General features: G+C 73.5%; 14 protein-coding genes and 1 pseudogene. 8 read left to right on the top strand and 7 right to left on the bottom strand.

The features are described from left to right. Positions 1-51 precede the first annotated feature (51 nt). Positions 52-783: a Rho termination factor N-terminal domain-containing protein gene (locus ACF06X_RS12900; protein WP_392287286.1), complete on the bottom strand. Its 732-nt coding sequence runs from the start codon at positions 781-783 to the stop codon at positions 52-54. Between the two features lie 235 nt (positions 784-1,018). Here ACF06X_RS12900 and ACF06X_RS12895 point away from each other — a divergent pair, with 235 nt between their 5' ends. The 5 genes from ACF06X_RS12895 to ACF06X_RS12875 all read left to right on the top strand — a co-directional run bounded on the left by ACF06X_RS12895 (position 1,019) and on the right by ACF06X_RS12875 (position 6,363). Continuing rightward, positions 1,019-1,924 carry a glycosyltransferase family 2 protein gene (locus tag ACF06X_RS12895; protein WP_392287694.1) on the top strand — a complete coding sequence of 302 codons (906 nt, stop codon included), beginning with the start codon at positions 1,019-1,021 and terminating at the stop codon, positions 1,922-1,924. Positions 1,925-1,987: 63 nt separating this feature from the next. Beyond that, positions 1,988-2,431 (top strand): hypothetical protein, encoded by a 444-nt coding sequence (locus ACF06X_RS12890; protein ID WP_392287285.1) that lies wholly within the window; start codon positions 1,988-1,990, stop codon positions 2,429-2,431. A gap of 113 nt (positions 2,432-2,544) precedes the next feature. Then, positions 2,545-3,780 (top strand): cytochrome P450, encoded by a 1,236-nt coding sequence (locus tag ACF06X_RS12885; RefSeq protein WP_392287284.1) that lies wholly within the window; start codon positions 2,545-2,547, stop codon positions 3,778-3,780. A gap of 4 nt (positions 3,781-3,784) precedes the next feature. Next, on the top strand, positions 3,785-4,000 hold the full coding sequence (locus ACF06X_RS12880; protein WP_392287283.1) for a ferredoxin: 216 nt from the start codon (positions 3,785-3,787) through the stop codon (positions 3,998-4,000). Between the two features lie 116 nt (positions 4,001-4,116). Then, positions 4,117-6,363, top strand: coding sequence for an MMPL family transporter (locus tag ACF06X_RS12875; protein WP_392287282.1), 2,247 nt, complete (start codon positions 4,117-4,119; stop codon positions 6,361-6,363). Between the two features lie 12 nt (positions 6,364-6,375). Here ACF06X_RS12875 and ACF06X_RS12870 read toward each other — a convergent pair whose 3' ends face one another. The 6 genes and pseudogenes from ACF06X_RS12870 to ACF06X_RS12845 all read right to left on the bottom strand — a co-directional run bounded on the left by ACF06X_RS12870 (position 6,376) and on the right by ACF06X_RS12845 (position 13,200). Continuing rightward, the gene (locus ACF06X_RS12870) at positions 6,376-6,963 is read right to left on the bottom strand and encodes a GAF domain-containing protein (protein WP_392287281.1); all 588 of its coding nucleotides are present in this window, start codon (positions 6,961-6,963) and stop codon (positions 6,376-6,378) included. Between the two features lie 25 nt (positions 6,964-6,988). Continuing rightward, positions 6,989-7,822, bottom strand: a complete 834-nt coding sequence (locus tag ACF06X_RS12865) for a S8 family serine peptidase (RefSeq protein ID WP_392287280.1) — start codon at positions 7,820-7,822, stop codon at positions 6,989-6,991. Positions 7,823-9,911: 2,089 nt separating this feature from the next. Further along, positions 9,912-11,087 (bottom strand): annotated as a pseudogene (locus tag ACF06X_RS12860) (adenylate/guanylate cyclase domain-containing protein); the annotation flags it as partial. A 39-nt stretch (positions 11,088-11,126) separates the two neighbouring features. Then, a complete protein-coding gene (locus tag ACF06X_RS12855) occupies positions 11,127-11,306 on the bottom strand; it encodes an aroma-sacti cluster domain-containing protein (protein WP_392287693.1) in 180 nt (59 codons plus the stop codon). Positions 11,307-11,401: 95 nt separating this feature from the next. After that, entirely contained in the window at positions 11,402-12,064 is a 663-nt protein-coding gene (locus ACF06X_RS12850; protein ID WP_392287279.1) for a hypothetical protein, read from the bottom strand. Continuing rightward, complete coding sequence (locus ACF06X_RS12845) at positions 12,061-13,200, bottom strand: radical SAM protein (RefSeq protein WP_392287278.1); 1,140 nt, start codon at positions 13,198-13,200, stop codon at positions 12,061-12,063. The genes ACF06X_RS12850 and ACF06X_RS12845 overlap by 4 nt, the downstream gene beginning before the upstream one ends. A 539-nt stretch (positions 13,201-13,739) precedes the next feature. Here ACF06X_RS12845 and ACF06X_RS12840 point away from each other — a divergent pair. Genes ACF06X_RS12840 through ACF06X_RS12830 form a run of 3 tightly spaced genes read left to right on the top strand, consistent with a single transcriptional unit; the run spans position 13,740 to position 17,279 of the window. After that, complete coding sequence (locus ACF06X_RS12840) at positions 13,740-15,026, top strand: glycosyltransferase (RefSeq protein WP_392287277.1); 1,287 nt, start codon at positions 13,740-13,742, stop codon at positions 15,024-15,026. After that, positions 14,998-15,963 carry a DUF6895 family protein gene (locus ACF06X_RS12835; RefSeq protein WP_392287276.1) on the top strand — a complete coding sequence of 322 codons (966 nt, stop codon included), beginning with the start codon at positions 14,998-15,000 and terminating at the stop codon, positions 15,961-15,963. The genes ACF06X_RS12840 and ACF06X_RS12835 overlap by 29 nt, the downstream gene beginning before the upstream one ends. Further along, positions 15,960-17,279 carry a radical SAM protein gene (locus ACF06X_RS12830; protein ID WP_392287275.1) on the top strand — a complete coding sequence of 440 codons (1,320 nt, stop codon included), beginning with the start codon at positions 15,960-15,962 and terminating at the stop codon, positions 17,277-17,279. Before ACF06X_RS12835 ends, ACF06X_RS12830 begins: the two co-directional genes overlap by 4 nt. The last annotated feature ends 1 nt before the right edge of the window (position 17,280 follow it).

Genomic DNA, 17,280 nt, shown 5'->3' with positions numbered 1-17,280 from the left:
TCCCACGGGGGGCGGGGCAGAGGTGACGTAGAGACGTAGATACGAGCCTTGTCAGGTGAGGAGCGCCTCCAGCAGTTCGTCCTTACGGAGACCGCTGGCGCCCCTGACGCCCTGGTCCTTGGCGAGCTCCCGCAGCTCGCCGACGCGCATCGCTCTCAGGTCGTCCTGCGATCGCTTCGGCGACTTCGAGGTCTTCGCGGAGGCCTTGGTGGACGCGGAGCCCTTCGTGGACGCGGATGCCTTGCTGGACGCGGAGCCCTTGGTCGACTTCGAACCGGCCCGGCTTCCGCCGCCGCCCTTGGTGGTGCGCGCTCGGCCGGCCGGCGTCGTGGCGCTCGGGGGTTCCTTCGCGTAGTCGGCCGAAGAGCCCTCCTCCATCTGCCGCAGCAAGTCGGCGAGCATCTCCTCGGTCTCCCTGCAGGCGCGGGCCGCGAGAGCGAAGTAGTCGGTCTCCTGGAACTCCTGGCAGGCGTCCGCGCTGGCGATCAGGGCCGAGCGGGTGGCCTCCACGAGGTTCTTCGTCGTGGGCGAGTCGTAGCCCGTCTGGCGGGCCAGGACCCGGGCGGTGACGGTGCACAGGTCGGCCGTGTCGTTGTTGGCCCGCATGCACTTCACCGAGTGGGCGATCTTCTCGGAGTCGCTCTCGCCCGCGGCGGAGTCGGCGCACGCCAGGCAGACGCCGGCGCACTCGTAGAGCTTGTCGACACCTTCGGCCAGCAGGGTGGGCGGAAGACCGGCTTCCGCCGGGTAGGCATCGAGGACCTTCTTGGTGAGGGATGACATGACGCCTCCCGGGCTTCATGTGTACGGATGTGGGGGTGGGGGTGGGTCTGAGGTGGTCAGGGCGGGCCGTCGTCCTCGACGCCCCGGCTCGTCTCCGCTGGCGGTACCCGCCAGATGTCGGGTGACACACCCGGAACCGGCCCGTGCTCAACACGCCACGCGAAAGCGGTCGAAGCCGCATCCTCCCCTCCTCCTTATGCTGGCGCGATGTCCCGCGTTCGGTGTGGTCGCGACGATGCCGTACGACGCCCAGGAGGCCCCGCCCGTGAGCGCTGACGCCCGTACCACCGTCGTCGTGATCACCCACAACCGCCGCGAACAGCTGCTGCGGACGCTCGACCGGCTCGCCGCGCTCCCCGAGGAACCACCGGTCGTCGTCGTGGACAACGCGTCGACCGACGGCACCCCGGAAGCCGTGGCCGCCCACCACCCTCAGGCCACCGTGCTCACGCCGGGCCGCAATCTCGGGGCGCCGGGCCGCACACTGGGCGTGCGCCGCGCCCGCACTCCGTACGTGGCCTTCAGCGACGACGACTCCTGGTGGGAACCGGGCGCGCTCAGCCGGGCGGCGGACCTCCTGGACCGGCACGAGCGACTCGGACTGATCGCGGCACGGATCCACGTCGGCCCGACCGGCGGGTCCGATCCGCTGAACGACACGCTCGCCGCCTCCCCTCTCGGTCTCGCCGCCGACCTCCCGGGGCCGCAGGTCCTCGGGTTCCTGGCCTGCGCCGCCGTGGCCCGCAGGGAGGCCTTCCTCGCGGCGGGCGGATACCACCCGATCCTCTTCCTGGGCGGGGAGGAGACACTCCTCGCGTACGACATGGCGGCCCGCGGCTGGGGCGTGTGCCACTGCCCCGACGTGGTCGCCGTCCACTGCCCGACCGGCGGGGTGCGGCCGGGCCGCCCGGCTGTCCAGCTCCGCAACGCCGCCCTGACGTCCTGGCTGCGCCGCCCTCTGCCCGTGGCGCTCCGGCACACGCGAGAGCTCGCCGGGAAGGCCCGGCGCGACCCGGAGGCCCGTACCGCGCTGCGCGAGATGTTCAGGCGACTCCCGGCAGCCCTACGGGAGCGCCGACCGCTCCCCGCGACCGTGGAGGCGGCGGCCCGCCGGCTGGACGCACACGCCGCGCCGGCGTGAGATGGCGCCGCTTGGCACCACAAGGGCTTGCGGATGGCGCCATAGTGGTGCCACTATAAGGCCATGGACCTGACCCCCTACGTCGATCGGCTCCGCCATCAGCTCGCGGCCGCCGCGGACGTGGGCGGCGACGAAGCACGTGTCCTGGCCGAGCGGCTGACGGCTTCCTTGGAGTCGGCCGCCCGGTTGGCCCTTCTGGACGCGCTGTCCGCGGCATCGGACGAGATCAGCCGCGCGCTGGCACCGGGCGCGGTGGACGTACGGCTGCGGGGGCTCGACCCCGAGTTCGTGGTGATGGCACCACCTATGGCACCAGTGGCGCCAGTGGCGTCACCTGCGGCGGACGGCGACGGCGACGAAGGCGGTACGGCTCGCATCAACTTCCGACTCCCGGCGCACCTCAAGGCCCGTATGGAGGAGGCGGCCGGGCGGGAGGGTCTGTCCGTCAACGCCTGGCTCCTGCGGGCGGTGCTCGCCGGGCAGAGCGGTGCGGGGTCGCTCCACTAGACACGACAGCCAGGAGGACGGCACAGCCATGCCTTCTCACGTCCTCGCGACGCCCGACCTTCCCTCAGCACCTTCCCTCAGTACTTCCCTCAGCACTCTCCACGGAGGAGACCATGCGACACGAACCGTCGACCCGACCCGAGACCGACGGAACGACCGAGCCCGTCACGCTCCCCACCCGACGTGCCGCCGGATGCCCCTTCGACCCGCCCGCCGGCCTGGCGGAGCTGCGCGAGAACAGGCCGCTGACCCGGATGACGTACCCCGACGGGCACGTCGGCCGGCTGGCCACCGGATACTCCGCCGTCCGCTCGATCCTGGGCGACCCCCGCTTCAGTTCGCGGTACGAGCTGATGCACCACCCCCTCCCCGGCGGCCCGGAGGGCCCGCTGCCGCCCGCCCCCGTCGGTGACATGACCGGGATGGACGCACCCGAGCACACCCGCTTCCGGCGGCTGCTCATGGGCAAGTTCACCGTCCGCCGGATGCGCCGGCTCTCCGAGCGCGTCGCCGAGATCACCGCCGAGCACCTGGACGCCATGGAGCGCCGCGGCCCCGGCGCCGACCTGGTCGAGGCGTTCGCCCGGCCGCTCCCCGCGCTGATGATCTGCGAGCTGCTCGGTGTGCCGTACGACGACCGTGAGCGCTTCCAGAACCACGCCCACACGATCATGTCCCAGGATGTGGCACCCGAGGACCGGTACGCCGCCTTCGTCGGACTCGAGGAGTACATGGCCGAGTTGGTCGCCGCCAAGCGCGCCGCACCCTCCGACGACCTGCTCGGCGACCTCGCCCAGGACTCCGACCTCACCGACGAGGAACTCGTCGGCCTCGGCGGTTTCCTGCTCGCGGCCGGGCTCGACACCACCGCGAACATGATCGCCCACGGTACGTTCGCGCTGCTCGGCAACCCGGCCCAGGCCGAGGCCCTGCGCGCCGACCCGGACCTCGCTCCCCAGGCCGTCGAGGAGCTGATGCGCTATCTGACCATCGCCCACACCACCGTGAGGTCCGCGCTTGAGGACGTCGAAGTGGAGGGGCAGCTCATCAGGGCGGGCGAGAGCGTCACCCTCTCGCTGGAGGCGGCCAACCGGGACCCGGAGAGGTTCCCCGACCCCGACGTCCTCGACGTGCGCCGCACCGCCACCGGACATTTGGGCTTCGGACACGGCATCCACCAGTGCCTCGGCCAGCAGCTGGCCCGCGTCGAGATGACGGTGGCCCTGCCCGCGCTGCTCAGGCGGTTCCCCACCCTGCGGCTCGACGTGCCGGCCGAAGAGGTGCCGCTGCGCACGGACATGAGCATCTACGGCGTGCACCGGCTGCCGGTCACCTGGGACGAGGACTGACCCCATGGAGATCCGCGTCGACCGCGACCGGTGCCTGGGTGCCGGGATGTGCGCCCTGACCGCCCCGGCGGTCTTCGACCAGGACGAGGACGAGGGCCTGGTCGTCCTGTTGAACGCCCGGCCCCCGCAGGAGCGGCACGCGGCAGTCCGCGTCGCCGCCGGCGTGTGCCCGGCGGCGGTCATCACCGTCACGGAGCGCGGTTCCTCCACCGCCTCGTAACGGACCCGCCACAGCCCCACCCGCCCCACCGCACCGCACCTCACCTCGTCTCACCGCACCCCACCTCACCTCGCCCCACCATCCGTTTCCTCCTCACCGACAGGACCTCCACCACCGTGGCTACGTTCCTCTCCTCACTGGGCCGCTTCGCCTTCCGACGGCGGGGCCTGGTCGTCCTCCTGTGGCTCCTGGCCCTCGTCGGCGCGGGCTTCGCCGCGTCCACCGCCGCCGCCCCGCCCGCCGACACCTTCTCGATGCCGGGCACGGAGTCGCAGAAGGCGTTCGACCTCCTCCAGAAGAAGTTCCCGGACGCCCGCGCGGACGGCGCCGCCGCCCGCGTCGTCATCCGCGCCCCCGGCGCCGAGAAGATCACCTCCCCCGCCCGCAGGGCGCAGGTCGAGCGGCTCGTCTCCGAGCTGGCCACGACGGCTCAAGTCGCGGGCGTGGCGGATCCGTTCAAGGCGAACGCCGTGAGCGCCGACGGTACGACGACGTACGCCTACGTCACGTACGAGGCGCGGGCCACCGAGCTGACCGACGCGGCGCACGACGGTCTCACCGAGGCGATGGAGCGGGCCCGGAGCACCGGCCTCGCCGTCGAGGCGGGCGGCGACGCCGTCAGGATCGAGCAGACGATGGGCGGTACGGGTGAACAGCTCGGCATCCTGATATCCGCCGTCGTCCTGCTCCTCACCTTCGGCTCCCTGGTGGCCGCCGGCATGCCCCTGCTGACGGCCTTGATCGGCGTCGGCATCGGCATCAGCGGCATCACCGCCCTCGGCAGCACCTTCGGCCTGTCGTCCACCACCTCGACGCTCGCGATGATGATCGGCCTCGCCGTCGGCATCGACTACGCCCTGTTCATCGTCTCCCGCTACCGCGCCGAGATCGCCGAGGGGCGGGAGCGCGCGGAGGCCGCCTCCCGGGCCGTGGGCACCGCGGGTTCGGCCGTCGTCTTCGCCGGGCTCACCGTGATCATCGCCCTGGCGGGACTCGCGGTGGTGGACGTCCCGATGCTCACCAAGATGGGCCTGACCGCGGCCGGCACGGTCGCCGTCGCCGTACTCGTCGCGATCACGTTCGTGCCCGCACTCCTCGGCTTCGCGCCCGTCAGGGTGCTCGCCCGCGGGGACCGCAAGCGGTACACCGGCAAGCCGCTGTCGAAGCGTCAGCAGCGCCGGGCCGCCAAGCGCGAGGCCCGCCGCAAGCCCAACCTCGGTGCCCGCTGGGCCGGTCTGGTGCTGCGCCACCCCGTCGCCGTCCTGCTGCTCGGCGTCGTGAGCCTGGGCACCGTCGCCGTGCCCGCGGCCGGTCTCGAACTGGGCCTGCCCGGCGAGGGCACCATGGCTCCGCAGACCACCCAGCGCAAGGCGTACGACATGCTGTCGGACTCCTTCGGACCCGGTTTCAACGGGCCACTGACGGTCATCGTCGAGGCTGGGGACGCGAAGAAGGCGGCGGAGCGGGTCCGTACGGCTCTGGAGGGAGTCCCCGGAGTCGACACCGTCTCTCCCGCCACCGCCAACCCGCCGGGGGACACCGCCCTCGTCAACGTCATCCCCGACACCGGTCCGGCCGACACGAGGACCGAGGACCTGGTGCGCGCGCTGCGCGGCATGGCGGGCGGGCTCGAATCCCGGACGGGCGCGTCCGAGATCCTGGTCGCCGGTCAGACCGCGATGTTCATCGACTTCTCACAGACCCTGGACGACGCGCTGCTGCCGTACCTGGGGCTGGTCGTCGGCCTGGCGTTCCTGCTCCTGATGGTGGTCTTCCGCTCCGTACTCGTGCCCCTCAAGGCGGCGCTCGGCTTCCTGCTCTCGGTGACCGCCGCCCTCGGCGCCGTCGTCGCCGTCTTCCAGTGGGGCTGGCTCGCGGACATCATCGGCGTCGATCAGCCGGGGCCCGTGATGAGCACCATGCCCATCTTCATGATCGGTGTCGTGTTCGGCCTGGCGATGGACTACGAGGTCTTCCTGGTGAGCCGGATGCGGGAGGCGTACGTCCACGGGGCGCGGCCCGGCGAGGCGGTCGTCACCGGATTCCGCCACGGCGGACGGGTGGTCGGCGCTGCCGCAATCATCATGGCCAGCGTCTTCTCCGGCTTCATCATGGAGGACAACGACTTCGTCAAGATGATCGGCTTCGGCCTCGCGACCGCCGTCCTCTTCGACGCCTTCGTCGTCCGCATGGCGATCGTGCCCGCCCTGTTCGCCCTGCTCGGCAGGTCCGCCTGGTGGCTGCCCAGGTGGCTCGACCGGCTCCTGCCGAACATCGACGTCGAGGGCGAGAAGCCCGCTCCGGCCCTGTCCGGCTCGGCGGCGCGGGGGCAGTCGGAGCGTGAGCCGCACCTCGTGGACTGAGAAAAGGCTGCCTCACTGTTCGAGGAGGCGGCGGGCCTCCGAGAGGAGCCGGAGGAGTTCGGCGCGCGACGGGTCGTCGGGGGTGGCGTCCGGGGCCGGCCGGAGTGGCGTGTGGGTGATGAGGACGTGCAGGGCGACGGCGGCCTGGCGGGCGAAGAGGCTCAGCAGATCGAGCTCCGGCAGGCCGGAGCGGGCCTGCGGGGACGGGTCGAGCACCTCCAGGACGCCGAGGACCCGGCCCCCGTGGAGAAGAGGGGCCGCCATCAGCGCGTTCGGGACGTAGCCGGTGGACTCGGCGATGTCCCGGTCGAAGGAAGCGCTGTCGTGCAGGTCGTCGACGACCATCGGCTCCCCCGAGGCGGCGACCCACCCGGCGATCCCCCGGCCCGCCGGGAAGCGCCGGCCCACGAGGAACTCCTGCCCCTGCCCGGAGACCGCCTCGAAGACGAGCTCGTCCGCCGCGGTCTCCAGGAGCAGGATGGAGCTCGCCTGGGCGCCGAAGATGGCGCGCGCGGTGTCCACCACCGACTGCAGGAGCTCTGCCAGGGCCGGATCCGGCCGGGGCGCTGCGGACACGGCGGGGGCGGTCGTCTGAGCCATGGGGGTTCCCTTCCGGCGCCGGTCGTTACCGGCGTCCGTGGACACGGACGTTGGCTGCGGACAGGTACAGGGCGTTCTTCAGCTGGAACGGCGTCAGCCGGGGGTGGCTCGACAGGATCCGGGCGCAGAGCCCCGCGATGAACGGGGTGGCGAAGCTGTTGCCGGAGCTGCGGATCGACGTGCCGCCGAGCCACGCCACCTGGACTCTCTGGCCCGGGGCGAAGAACTCCACCGGGGGCTCGGGGTTGTAGAGGTGGAGGTCCGGGTCGTCCTCCTGGTGGCTGCCGACCGAGACCACCGAGGAGAAGCGCCAGGGGAAGCTCTCCACGTGCGTGTTGTGCGCCGAGGCGACGATCACGGTCCGCTGGAAGTACGCCTCGTCGGCCAGCCGGCGCAGCTCCTCCACGAAGCGGTCGTGGCTGGTGGACAGGCTCAGGTTCACCACGTCGAACCGCTGGCGCACGGCCCACCGGATCCCTTCGAGCAGGATGTCCCCACTGCCGGAGAACCGCTCGCCGAGCACCCGGACGCTGGACAGTTCACACTCCGGGGCGGTGCGCCGGATGATCCCGGCGCAGGCGGTGCCGTGGCCGCAGGCGTCCCCCTCGTCCGTCTCCTCGACGCGGACCCCGTCGTCGTCCTTGACGACGCGCCACGAGCGGTCGAGGGGGCCCACCATGGGGTGGTTCGGTTCGACTCCCGAGTCGACCACGCAGACGCGTATCCCGCGCCCGGTACCGCCGAGGAGACCCCCCTCGGGCGGGTCCGGCGGCCCGTCGGCCTCCACGGGTACGTCCGAGGGGCCCCGCCCTCGCAGACCCCAGGTGAGCCCGGGCGCCGGTCGCGGCGCGGTGGTCATCGCGGTGCCTCCTCTCCGGGCCGGGGCCGGGGCCGGTGCCGGTGCCGGTGCCGGTGATGTGTCCGACTGCGCCGCCGTGGCCGGGCGGCAGGGTGTGGGGGCGAGCGGTCGCGGTTGCGGCGGCGGCTGCCGCCTCTGCCTGGCGTACGGCGGGGAGATGGCCCTTCGCCCCCTTGGCCGCGAAGCACCGGCGTGCGCGCGTCGCCGCCTCGGTCGCGTCGGCCGGGCGCCCCAACGCGAGGGCCGTGCGGGCCAGGTCGAGCGCGGCGAGGCCCCGCACGATGGGCGAGTCGGTGCCGGCGGCGGTGTCGACGGCCCGGGCGGCCAGCCGCGTGGCGGTCGCGGCCTGTCCGCGCGCCGCGGCCATCCGGGCGCGCAGTCCGTCGAGGTCGGCCGACTCGGCGCGCGCCCGGGCCGGTTCCGCCCGCTCCCCGTCCAGTTCCGCGAGCGTGCGCCGAGCGGTACGTACGTCGCCGAGGTCCAGCCGGATGCGGGCGGCGTCCAGCAGGGCGCTGCGCAGCAGCGCCGTGGCGCCGAGGTCCCGCGCGGCGGCGGCGGCCCGCTCCAGGCTCAGGAGCGCCTCCTCCCGGCGACCGGCCAGGTCGGCCACGGTCGCCGTGAAGATCGGCAGGAAGGCGTCGGCCTCGGCGTAGCCGAGTCTCTTCGCGAGGTGCTCCGCCTCCGCGAGGCAGGCCAGGGCCCCGTCGCGGTCGTCGTGGAGGGCCAGCAGCACCGCCAGCGGGCAGTTGAGCGTCAACCGGACGGCCCGCCGGCCGGCACCCTGGTCGGCGAGGAGTTCGCGGCAGCGGGCCACGGCATCCGCGACCGGCTGGGGGCCGCGCCAGAGCGAGACCCCCATCGCGCCGAGGGCCGCGGCCCGTTCCGGCTCGGCGTCGGCGCGTACCGCGTGGTCCAGCGCGCGGGCGAGCAGCCGCTCCGCCGCCCGGTGCCGGCCCTGTTCCTGGGCGCCCTGGGCGAGCCGCAGGCAGGCCCTGGCCTGGCCGAGGTCGTCGCCGGCCGCCGCGAAGACCGGCAGGGTGGCGCCGGCGGCCTCGGCGGGTGACTCGGCCGCTCCGGAGGACGGGACACCCGCGGGCCGGCCGACGGAGGCCAGGGCGAGGCGGGCGTGCGCGGCCTCCACCACGGCCCCGTCGTCGGCCGGGGCCTCGGCCAGTACCTCTTCGAGCAGTGCCCTGCCTTCCGTACCGCGCCCCAGGTCCAGCAGCGTCTGGCCGAGCCGCCGACGTGTCGTCATGCTCCCCGGCTCGCCCGGCACATACCGCGCCACGGCTCTGGCGAGCAGGTCGGCGGCCCACACCGGGTCGGCGTGGGCCAGTGCGAGCCGCCCGGCCTCGGCGAGCGCGTCGGCGGCGCGCCGGCGCAGCGCGTCGGTGTGCGCGTCCTGGGCGCCCAGCTCGACGCGGTAGCGGTACGCCTGTTCCAGGTGGGCCCCGACCGCCGCGCTGCCCCGCTGGCGGACCGATTCCATTCGTGCCGCCCGTTCGTGCCGGTCGGCCCGGTCCTGCTTGGACTGGCTGGCGTGGACGACCTCCTGGATCAGCCCTCCGGCGAAGCGGAACGCGCCGCCCGCCGGCCTGATCAGACGGTGCCGGACCAGCCGGTGCAGCGTGGAACGCAGCTCGGAACCGGTCCCCACCCCTGCCGTGGGTCCGGCGAGTTCCGTCAGTTCGTCGGCGGTGAAGTCGCCGCCCAGGACGGACGCCAGGCCCAGGGCCCGCTGTTCGGGCGGGTCGAGCGCGTCGATCCGGGCTCCGATCAGGGCTTGGAGCGGCAGCGGGACGCTGTCCGTGTCGACGGGTTCGCCCGCGAGCAGCAACTGCTCCAGGTGCAGCGGGTTTCCCCCCACCCTGGCCAGGACGTGAGGGCCGAGCGGCTCGCCGTGCGCTCCTGTCCCCCTGGTCAGCTCGGCCGCGAGGAGCTGCGCCTCGGCGTCGGAGAGCCCGCCCAACGGCACGGCGTCCAGGGCCAGTCCGGGCCGTACGTCGAACAGCTGGGGCCTGGTGAGCAGGACGATCAGGACGGCGGCGTCGGTGAGTACGCGCAGCAGCCGGTCGAGGAGGTCGAAGAGCGGCTGCGCGGCCCAGTGGCAGTCGTCGATCACCAGCACGACGGGCCGCGTCTCGGACAGCTCGGCGAGGACCTTGGCGAGCGCGGCGCACGTGTCCGCCGGCGACGGATTGGGCGTGCCGTCCAGGAGCAGACCCCGGTGGAGCAGGTCGAGTTCAGGCGACGGGGACGGCGACGGCGACGGGGGCAGCGACGGAGAGGTTACGGGCGTGCCGCCGGTGTTCAGGAGGTCGGCCACGGCGTCGGCGAGCGGCCCGAGGCTGGGCTGCTCGCCACGGGCCAGGCAGCGTCCGACGCCATGGCGCGGGCGGCCCTCGACCGTCGCCGGGGTCGCGGTCGTGGCGCGGTGGAGCCACTCGCGTACCAGCCTGGTCTTGCCTTGGCCCGCCTCCCCGCCGACCACCAGGCGATCGGCGCCGCGGGTCCGCACCACACGGGCCAACGCCTGGTCGAGTAGGCCGAGTTCGCGCGTACGGCCGACGAATCGGAGGTCGAAGCGGCGCAGCGCCTCCGGGCCGCCCTCCTCGTCCAGGCCGAGCAGACGGTGGGCGGCGACCCGGTCGCTCTTGCCCTTGAGCAGCAGCGGGCCGGTCTCCGCCGTCAGGATGCCCGGCCCGGCGGCCGCCAGGGTGTCGGGTCCGATGAGGATCTCCCCGGCGGCGGCGTTCTGTTCCAGGCGTGCGGCGACGTTGACGACTTCGCCGGAGACCATCGCCTGCCGGAGGGTGGCCGAACCCGTCACGGCCTGGCCGGTGTTGATGCCGATGCGTGTCTCCAGCCGTACGCCGACGGCCTCCTCGAGCCGGGCGTTGAGCCCGGCGAGCGCCTCCCGCATGGCCAGGGCGGCGGCGATCGCCCGGCGGGCGTCGTCCTCCCGCACGGTCGGCACGCCGAAGACGGCCATCACCGCGTCTCCGATGAACTTCTCCACGGTGCCGCCCTGCTCCTCGATCCGCAGCCGCATCAGGTCGAACCAGCGGAGGGTGACCGAGCGCAGGGTCTCCGCGTCGAGTGCTCCGGAGAGTGCGGTGGAGCCCACCAGGTCGCAGAAGAGGACGGTCACCACCTTGCGGCCGGTCGGCTTGGCCGTGACCGGCCCGGGGGCGCAGGGGCTGCCGCAGGACGGGCAGAACCGGGCGTCGGGCGGCAGTGCGCTCCGGCACGAGGCGCAGGGCATGGGTTCCTCCGGGGGCGCGGGACGGCGGGGCGGCCGGGGTCAGAAGAGGGCGCCGCCCGCCACGTCGGCATGGGCCTGCACCTCGGGGGCCGCCGCGTCGAGCCGTCCCCTGATGTCGACGAGGAGGGCCAGTTCCTCCCGGGTGAGCGCGCGCAGCACCTCGTGCTGCTCTTCGCTGAGCGCGTCGACGTCGAACCCGGCGGCGGCGAGCGCCTCCAGGGTGGGCCCGGAGGCGGGCGTGCCCGGCGGCGGCGAAGTGGTGCCGTAGGGAGTGGTGTGGTGCGCAGTCGTGTCGTACGGAGTGGTGTCGTCGGTCACGTGGGTCCTCCGGGGTCGGCGGCGAGGGCGAGGAAGAGCCGGGTGAGCAGGTTGGCCGTGTGCAGCGCGCTGACGGAGACGGCGGTCTGCCGGGCCGGCGTCAGCGCGAGGTCGTCGAGCACCCGGTGCAGGTCGTCGAGGTGGCCGCCGTCCAGCTCCGCGTGTTCCCGGAGGGTGCGGAACGCGCCGCCGGGGAGACCGGTGGCCTCGGTGAGGCGGTCTGCGAGCCGGGGCCCGGGGGCGTTGCCCTCCAGGACCGCGATGTAGCCGAGCAGGGTGACCGGGTGCTCGTGCTCGATCCGGTAGTACTGCGCCCCGGCGAGTTCGACGACGACGGGATGCGGCACGGCGGCCGGCCCGGCACCGGCCGCGGCCAGGTCGTCGAGCAGCCAGGTGTCGTGGTCGCGCTCTTCCTCGGCGTGGCGGGTGTAGTACGCCGCGAGGCGCCGCGCGCCCGGGTCGTCCCGTTCGGCGCACCGCTCGGCGGCCCGTTCCAGGAGCGGCACCGAGGCCCGTACGAGCGGGTGCATGGCGGCCAGATAGCGCACGTACCTCCACCGAAGTCCCTCCGGTCGCCACAGGGCCGCGGTCGCGGCCCTCAGGACGGGAGTGGTGGGCGTGAGTTTGGTCCTGAGCGCGAGGGACGCGGTGGTGGTCATCGGCGGCTCCTGTCCTCTGCGGGCGACTCGACCAGGTGGGCGTAGCGGGCGCAGCCCATGCGGCGTACCAGGGCGGCGGGTCCGGCGGCGAGCTGCTGCTCCGCGCTGAGCTGGTCGAGGAGTTCGCCGACCCGGCCGCCGGCGTCGTGTGCCGCGCCCGCGAGGACGTCCGGGCGGTCGGCGAGTGCGTGACAGCTCCCGCAGTAGCCGGCCGGGGCCGGTGAGGTCGCGTAACGGGTGTGCAGCCGTTGGGGGCCGACGGCGCGCAGCATCCGCAGCACCGGGGAGCCGAGGGAGCGCGCGCGGATGTCCGGCCAGTCGTCGTCGGCGATGTGTCCGAGCCGGAGGTGCGGGGGGACGGGGCGCCGGTCCACCGTCCACTGGTTGCAGCAGGCCGCCACGGTCCCGTCGAAGGCGACCACCGGCCAGGCCGCGAGGGCGCAGGGCGCCGCCTGGGCGCCGTCCGGTCCGGGCGGTGTCGCCCGGACGATCCCCGCGGCGCGGCCGAGCGGCCGGACCTCGTTGACCAGCATGGGGACACGGTCGGCGAAGACCCGGCGCACGTCGGCGACGGCGTCCGCGAGATACGGGTCGTCGGGGCCGCTCCCGGTGAGGTGGATGCTGGCGGGGATCCCGGCGTCGAGTACGGTCCCGAGCGCGCGCAGCATGTGCGCGCGGGGGACCTCGCGCTCGTGGTGGACGTCCATGCTCGCCGAGAAGTGGTCGAGGGCCGTGATCGCGCGCATGATCCGGTCGGGGACGCGCCCGTCGCGGGCGAAGAACATCCCGCTCAGCAGCGCCACGCGGGAACCCGCGGCGCGCGCGAGACCGGCGAGGCGGGCGGCGAGTTCGGGGAGGAGCAGCGGTTCGCCGCCGGTCAACATGACCACCTCCGGGCGCGCCTTCGTGCGGTCCTGCGGGCGGTCCTTCATGCGGTCCTCCGTGCGGTCCTCCGCGCCGGTCGAACCGAACGATCCGATGAAGCGCAGCAGATGCTCCGGGTCGGGCCGTTCGGAGACCGCCATCGAGGACCCGGTGGAGCAGTGTGCGCAGCTCATGGGGCAGCGGCGGGTGAGCGCCACCAGGAGGCCGCCGCAGGGCACGGGCCGCAGGCTGATCAGCTCGGCCAGGTCCATGGCTCCTCCTCGGTGCTCGTGCCGCGCGCAGAGCGTGGCTCGGATCGTGCCCTGAAGCGGCAGACTTCCGGTTCACGAACGCCTGGAGATCGGTAGATCCGCAGGTCGGGGCGGGTACGGACGCTCCCTGCAAGGCGCGATGCAGAGGCGTGGCAGGTCACGCGGCCGGGTTCCGGGGGCGTGCCGCGTCCGTGTGGTCGCCGTATACCGGCGTCGAACCGGCGACCAGGCGTTCCCATACCGGGCGTCCGTACGTTTCTTCTCAGCCGGCGCAGCGACGCCGCCAACCAAGGAGGACTCACATGTCCGAGAACACGAACCCGCAGTCGACCGAGGACGAGGACATCGAGGTCGTGGCGCACAGCGAGGACGAGGAGGCCGAGGCCGGCTGCGTCGTCAACAACTCCAGCGACCTCTCCTGACGCGAGGTCAGTGGTTCTGAGCACCGCGCGGGCCACCCGGTTCTCGGCAGATCGTGCCAAGAGCCGGGGGGCCCGCGGCCGCCGTCACCCGCCATCACCCGAGGGAGCGCGCACGTCGTGAAGATTCTGCTCTGCCCGCTCAGCGACGGCGGCTACCTCTACCCGGCGATCGCGGCCGGGCGCGAACTGCGGCGCCGCGGCCACCACGTCGGCGTGCTGGCCCGGTCGACCGCCGCGCCCGTCGTGGCCGAGGCCGGACTGCCGATGGCGACGGCCGAGGACTTCGGCGGTCGACGGGCGTTCTCCGCCACGTGGTGGGGGCAGACCGGCCTGGCGCAGTACCGGGCGACCCTGCGCGCGGCCGAGGACACGGGGGCCGATCTGCTCGTCACCTCCGTCCTGTGCAACGGCGCCCTGCTCGCCGCCGAGACACTGGACATTCCGGTGGTGGTGGTCGGGCTCTCGGTCCATCTGTGGAACTACCGGACGGGCGGCGACGACGAGCCGCCCCTGGGCAGGACCCGGGCGAGCCGGACCCTCGACTCGCGACAGATCCACGCCGCCGTGCGGGAGGAGGCCGGCCTGGCCGGGCGTGCCTCCCGGTGGGGCGACAGCCCGCTGCTGGGTGACGCCCTGCTGCTGCGCGGGGATCCGGCACTGGAGTACCCGGGCGCGGAACTCCCGGAGCGGGTACGGCACGTGGGCCCGCTGGCCTGGGAACCGACACCCGACCCGGCGGAGGTCGCGGCGGTCCGGGATCACCTGGCGCGGTCCGGCAAACCCGTCGTCTATGTCCACCTCGGCCGCTTCTTCGGGGGCGGCAGTCTGTGGCCATGGCTGAACGAGGCGTTCACCGGTGGCCGGTTCCAAGCCGTCGTGGAGCAGGGCAGGTCCACCGACCCGCGGCCCGCTCCCGGCGCCGACATCCTGCTGGTCCGCAAGCCGTGGATGGGCCCGCTCGTCGACCTGGCCGGGATGGTACTGGCCAACGGAACCTCCGCTCCGGTCCTCGCGGCTCTCCTGCGCGGCCGGCCCCTCGCCCTCTCGCCCAACGGCTCCGAGCAGCCACTCCTCACCGGCGCCTGCGTACGGGCCGGCGTGGCCGTACGCCTCCCGAAACCCACGAACCACCCAAGCACCCTGAACCCCACGAGGACAGCCCACCGCACGGACACCGCCGACACCACGGACACCACCGACACGACGGACCCAGACCCGTCGGCACTGCTGGAGTCGGCGTGGCGCGACGACGGTCTGCGGAGCCGCGCCCGTGCGCTCGGCGGCCGGCTGGCCGCGCTGGACAGCGCGGCGCGCGCGGCCGACATCGTCGAGCGGGTGGCCCGGACATCCGCCGCCGCAACCCCGAAGGAGGACCATGAGTACGCGATCAGCCGGCCTCGATGAGGCCGTGACGAGTCTGTCCGCGGGTGCGCGGCACTGGATAGGACGGCACGCGGCCTATCTCGACTCCCCGGCCGGCCGCGCCGAACTGCCGGTGACCCCGCGCGTCAAGGCCCTCCTGCAGCTGGCTCTGCTCTGCCGCTACTGGGGCAGGACCGCCCCCGAGGACATCGTCCTGGGCGAGCTGACCACGGTGGTCGAACGGACCTGGCAGCAGCCCGACTTCCCGCGCCTGCTCACCCTCGACCCGAGGTACGCGCGGGCGTTCGAGCTGATGTACGCGGCGCTGGCACCGGCCGGGATCGTCACCGACGCACCCCGTGCCGTACTGACCCGGCTGACGGCCGACGGCTACCTGGCGCCGCGCCGGAAGTCGCCGTACGTCCATCTGGAAGCCAGGTTCTACGCCGATCTGGCGGGCGCCGACCACCGGTTCGCCTCCTACGAGGAGCTGTACGCGGCGAGCCTGCCGGCCCGGGCCGGCACGCTGCCCGTGGCCGACCTGGACGTGTGCGTGGTCACGCACACCGTCTTCTACCTCAGCGACTTCGGCCTGCGTGATCCCGGCCTGACCGAGGACGACCGGGCGCAGGCGCTCCGCGTGGTGGAACGGCTCACGGACCACTGCGTGGGACTGGGCGAATGGGACCTCGTCGGGAAGCTCGTACTCGCCCAGTACTGCCTGGGTGCGGATCCGCTCGGCACCCCCTCGGGGGCGGCCGGCATCCGGATGCTCGCCGAGGTCCAGTCGGCCGACGGCGCGATCCCCGGACGGTCGGTCGTCAGGCGGGCCGCGGCGGACGCGACGCCCGTGGAGTTCTTCCGGAAGTCGTACCAGGCGACCCTCGTCACGGCGCTGGCGACCCTGATCATCACAAGCGGCCGGGCCGGCGGGCTTTCCGCGGCGGGAACATCCGCGGTGCGGGAGGCGACGCGATGAGCATCGACCAAGCGGTGAACGCCGCCCAGGCATTGAGCCCGGGACAAGCGGCGGCCTCCGGACAAGCGGTGAGCCCCGGAGAAGCGGCGGCCTCCGGACAAGCGGTGAGCCCCGGACAAACCGCGGGCTCCGATCAGGCCGATCTCCTCTCCTCCGGGGCGCGCCTCCTCAAGGGCGAGCGGAACTGGTGGTTCCTCGGCCCCGGCGGCGTGGCCCGCCTCGGCGGCCGGCACGTCACCGCCGACGGATCCCTGCGCCCCGAGGCGGAGCGACGGCTGCGCGAGAGCGGCATGTTCACCCCCGCCCGGGTCCGCGCCTACGCGCTGACCGTCCTCACCAGCACCCACTGCAACCTGGGCTGCGGTTACTGCTTCCAGAACACCGCGCAGGACGAGGCGGGCGGCAGCCGGCCGCCCCGGATCGCCCGCACCCGCCTCACCTCGGAGACGATCACCTCGGTCCTCGGCTTCACCGAGCGGCAGATGGCCGCCGTCGGCCTGGAGAAGCTCAGGATCCTCCTCTTCGGCGGTGAGCCCCTGCTCAACCCGCGCGGCTGTCTCGAACTCCTTGAGCGGGCCGCGGACATCGCGCCGACCTCGGCCTGGATGATCTCCAACGCGACGCTGCTCACCCCGTCCCTGGCGCGCCGGCTCGCCGACCGCGGGCTGACGTCCGTCCAGGTCACCTTCGACGGCGACCGCGCCGACCACGACCGGATCCGGGTCGGCAGGGCGGACGGCAGCGGCACCTTCGACAAGATCGTCCGCAACATCGTGAAGGCCTCCGAGGTCTCGCCGCTCCAGTGGACGCTGCGGGTGAACGTCTCCCAGGAGACCTTCCACGGGGTCGACAAGCTGATCGACCGGCTCGCGGCCTCGCTCGACCCCGCCCGGTGCACCCTGTACTTCGCCCGGATCGGCGACGTGGGCGTCGGATACACCAACAGCCTGCTGCACACGGGCGAGCTCTCGGCCGCCTTCACCCGGTGGCAGCGCCGGGCGCTCGACCTCGGCTTCACCGTGAACCGCCCCGGCGCCCGGAAGACCTGCGTCACCTGCGGTCACGCCGACGGCCGCTACGGCGCGGTGGTGAGCGCCGACGGGACCCTCGCCAGCTGCTGGGAGACCGCGGGCAAACCCGACTGGGAGGTCGGTACGGTCGCCGACGGCTACCTGCCCGCCAAGGACACCGGTGACCGCTGGATCGCCTGCCAGGACCTCTACCGGTACGACGAGAACGCACGGACGCTCGCGCGGTTCCGTGACACCGTCGACACGGCCCTGCTCGACCACTTGGACGAGACGGGGCGCCTGTAGC

Origin of the sequence: Streptomyces sp. NPDC015346, assembly GCF_043078785.1 — a bacterium.
Classification (GTDB): Bacteria; Actinomycetota; Actinomycetes; order Streptomycetales; family Streptomycetaceae; genus Streptomyces.
Note: the sequence above shows the minus strand (reverse complement) of the source record. Positions and strands in the feature narration are given on the sequence as shown.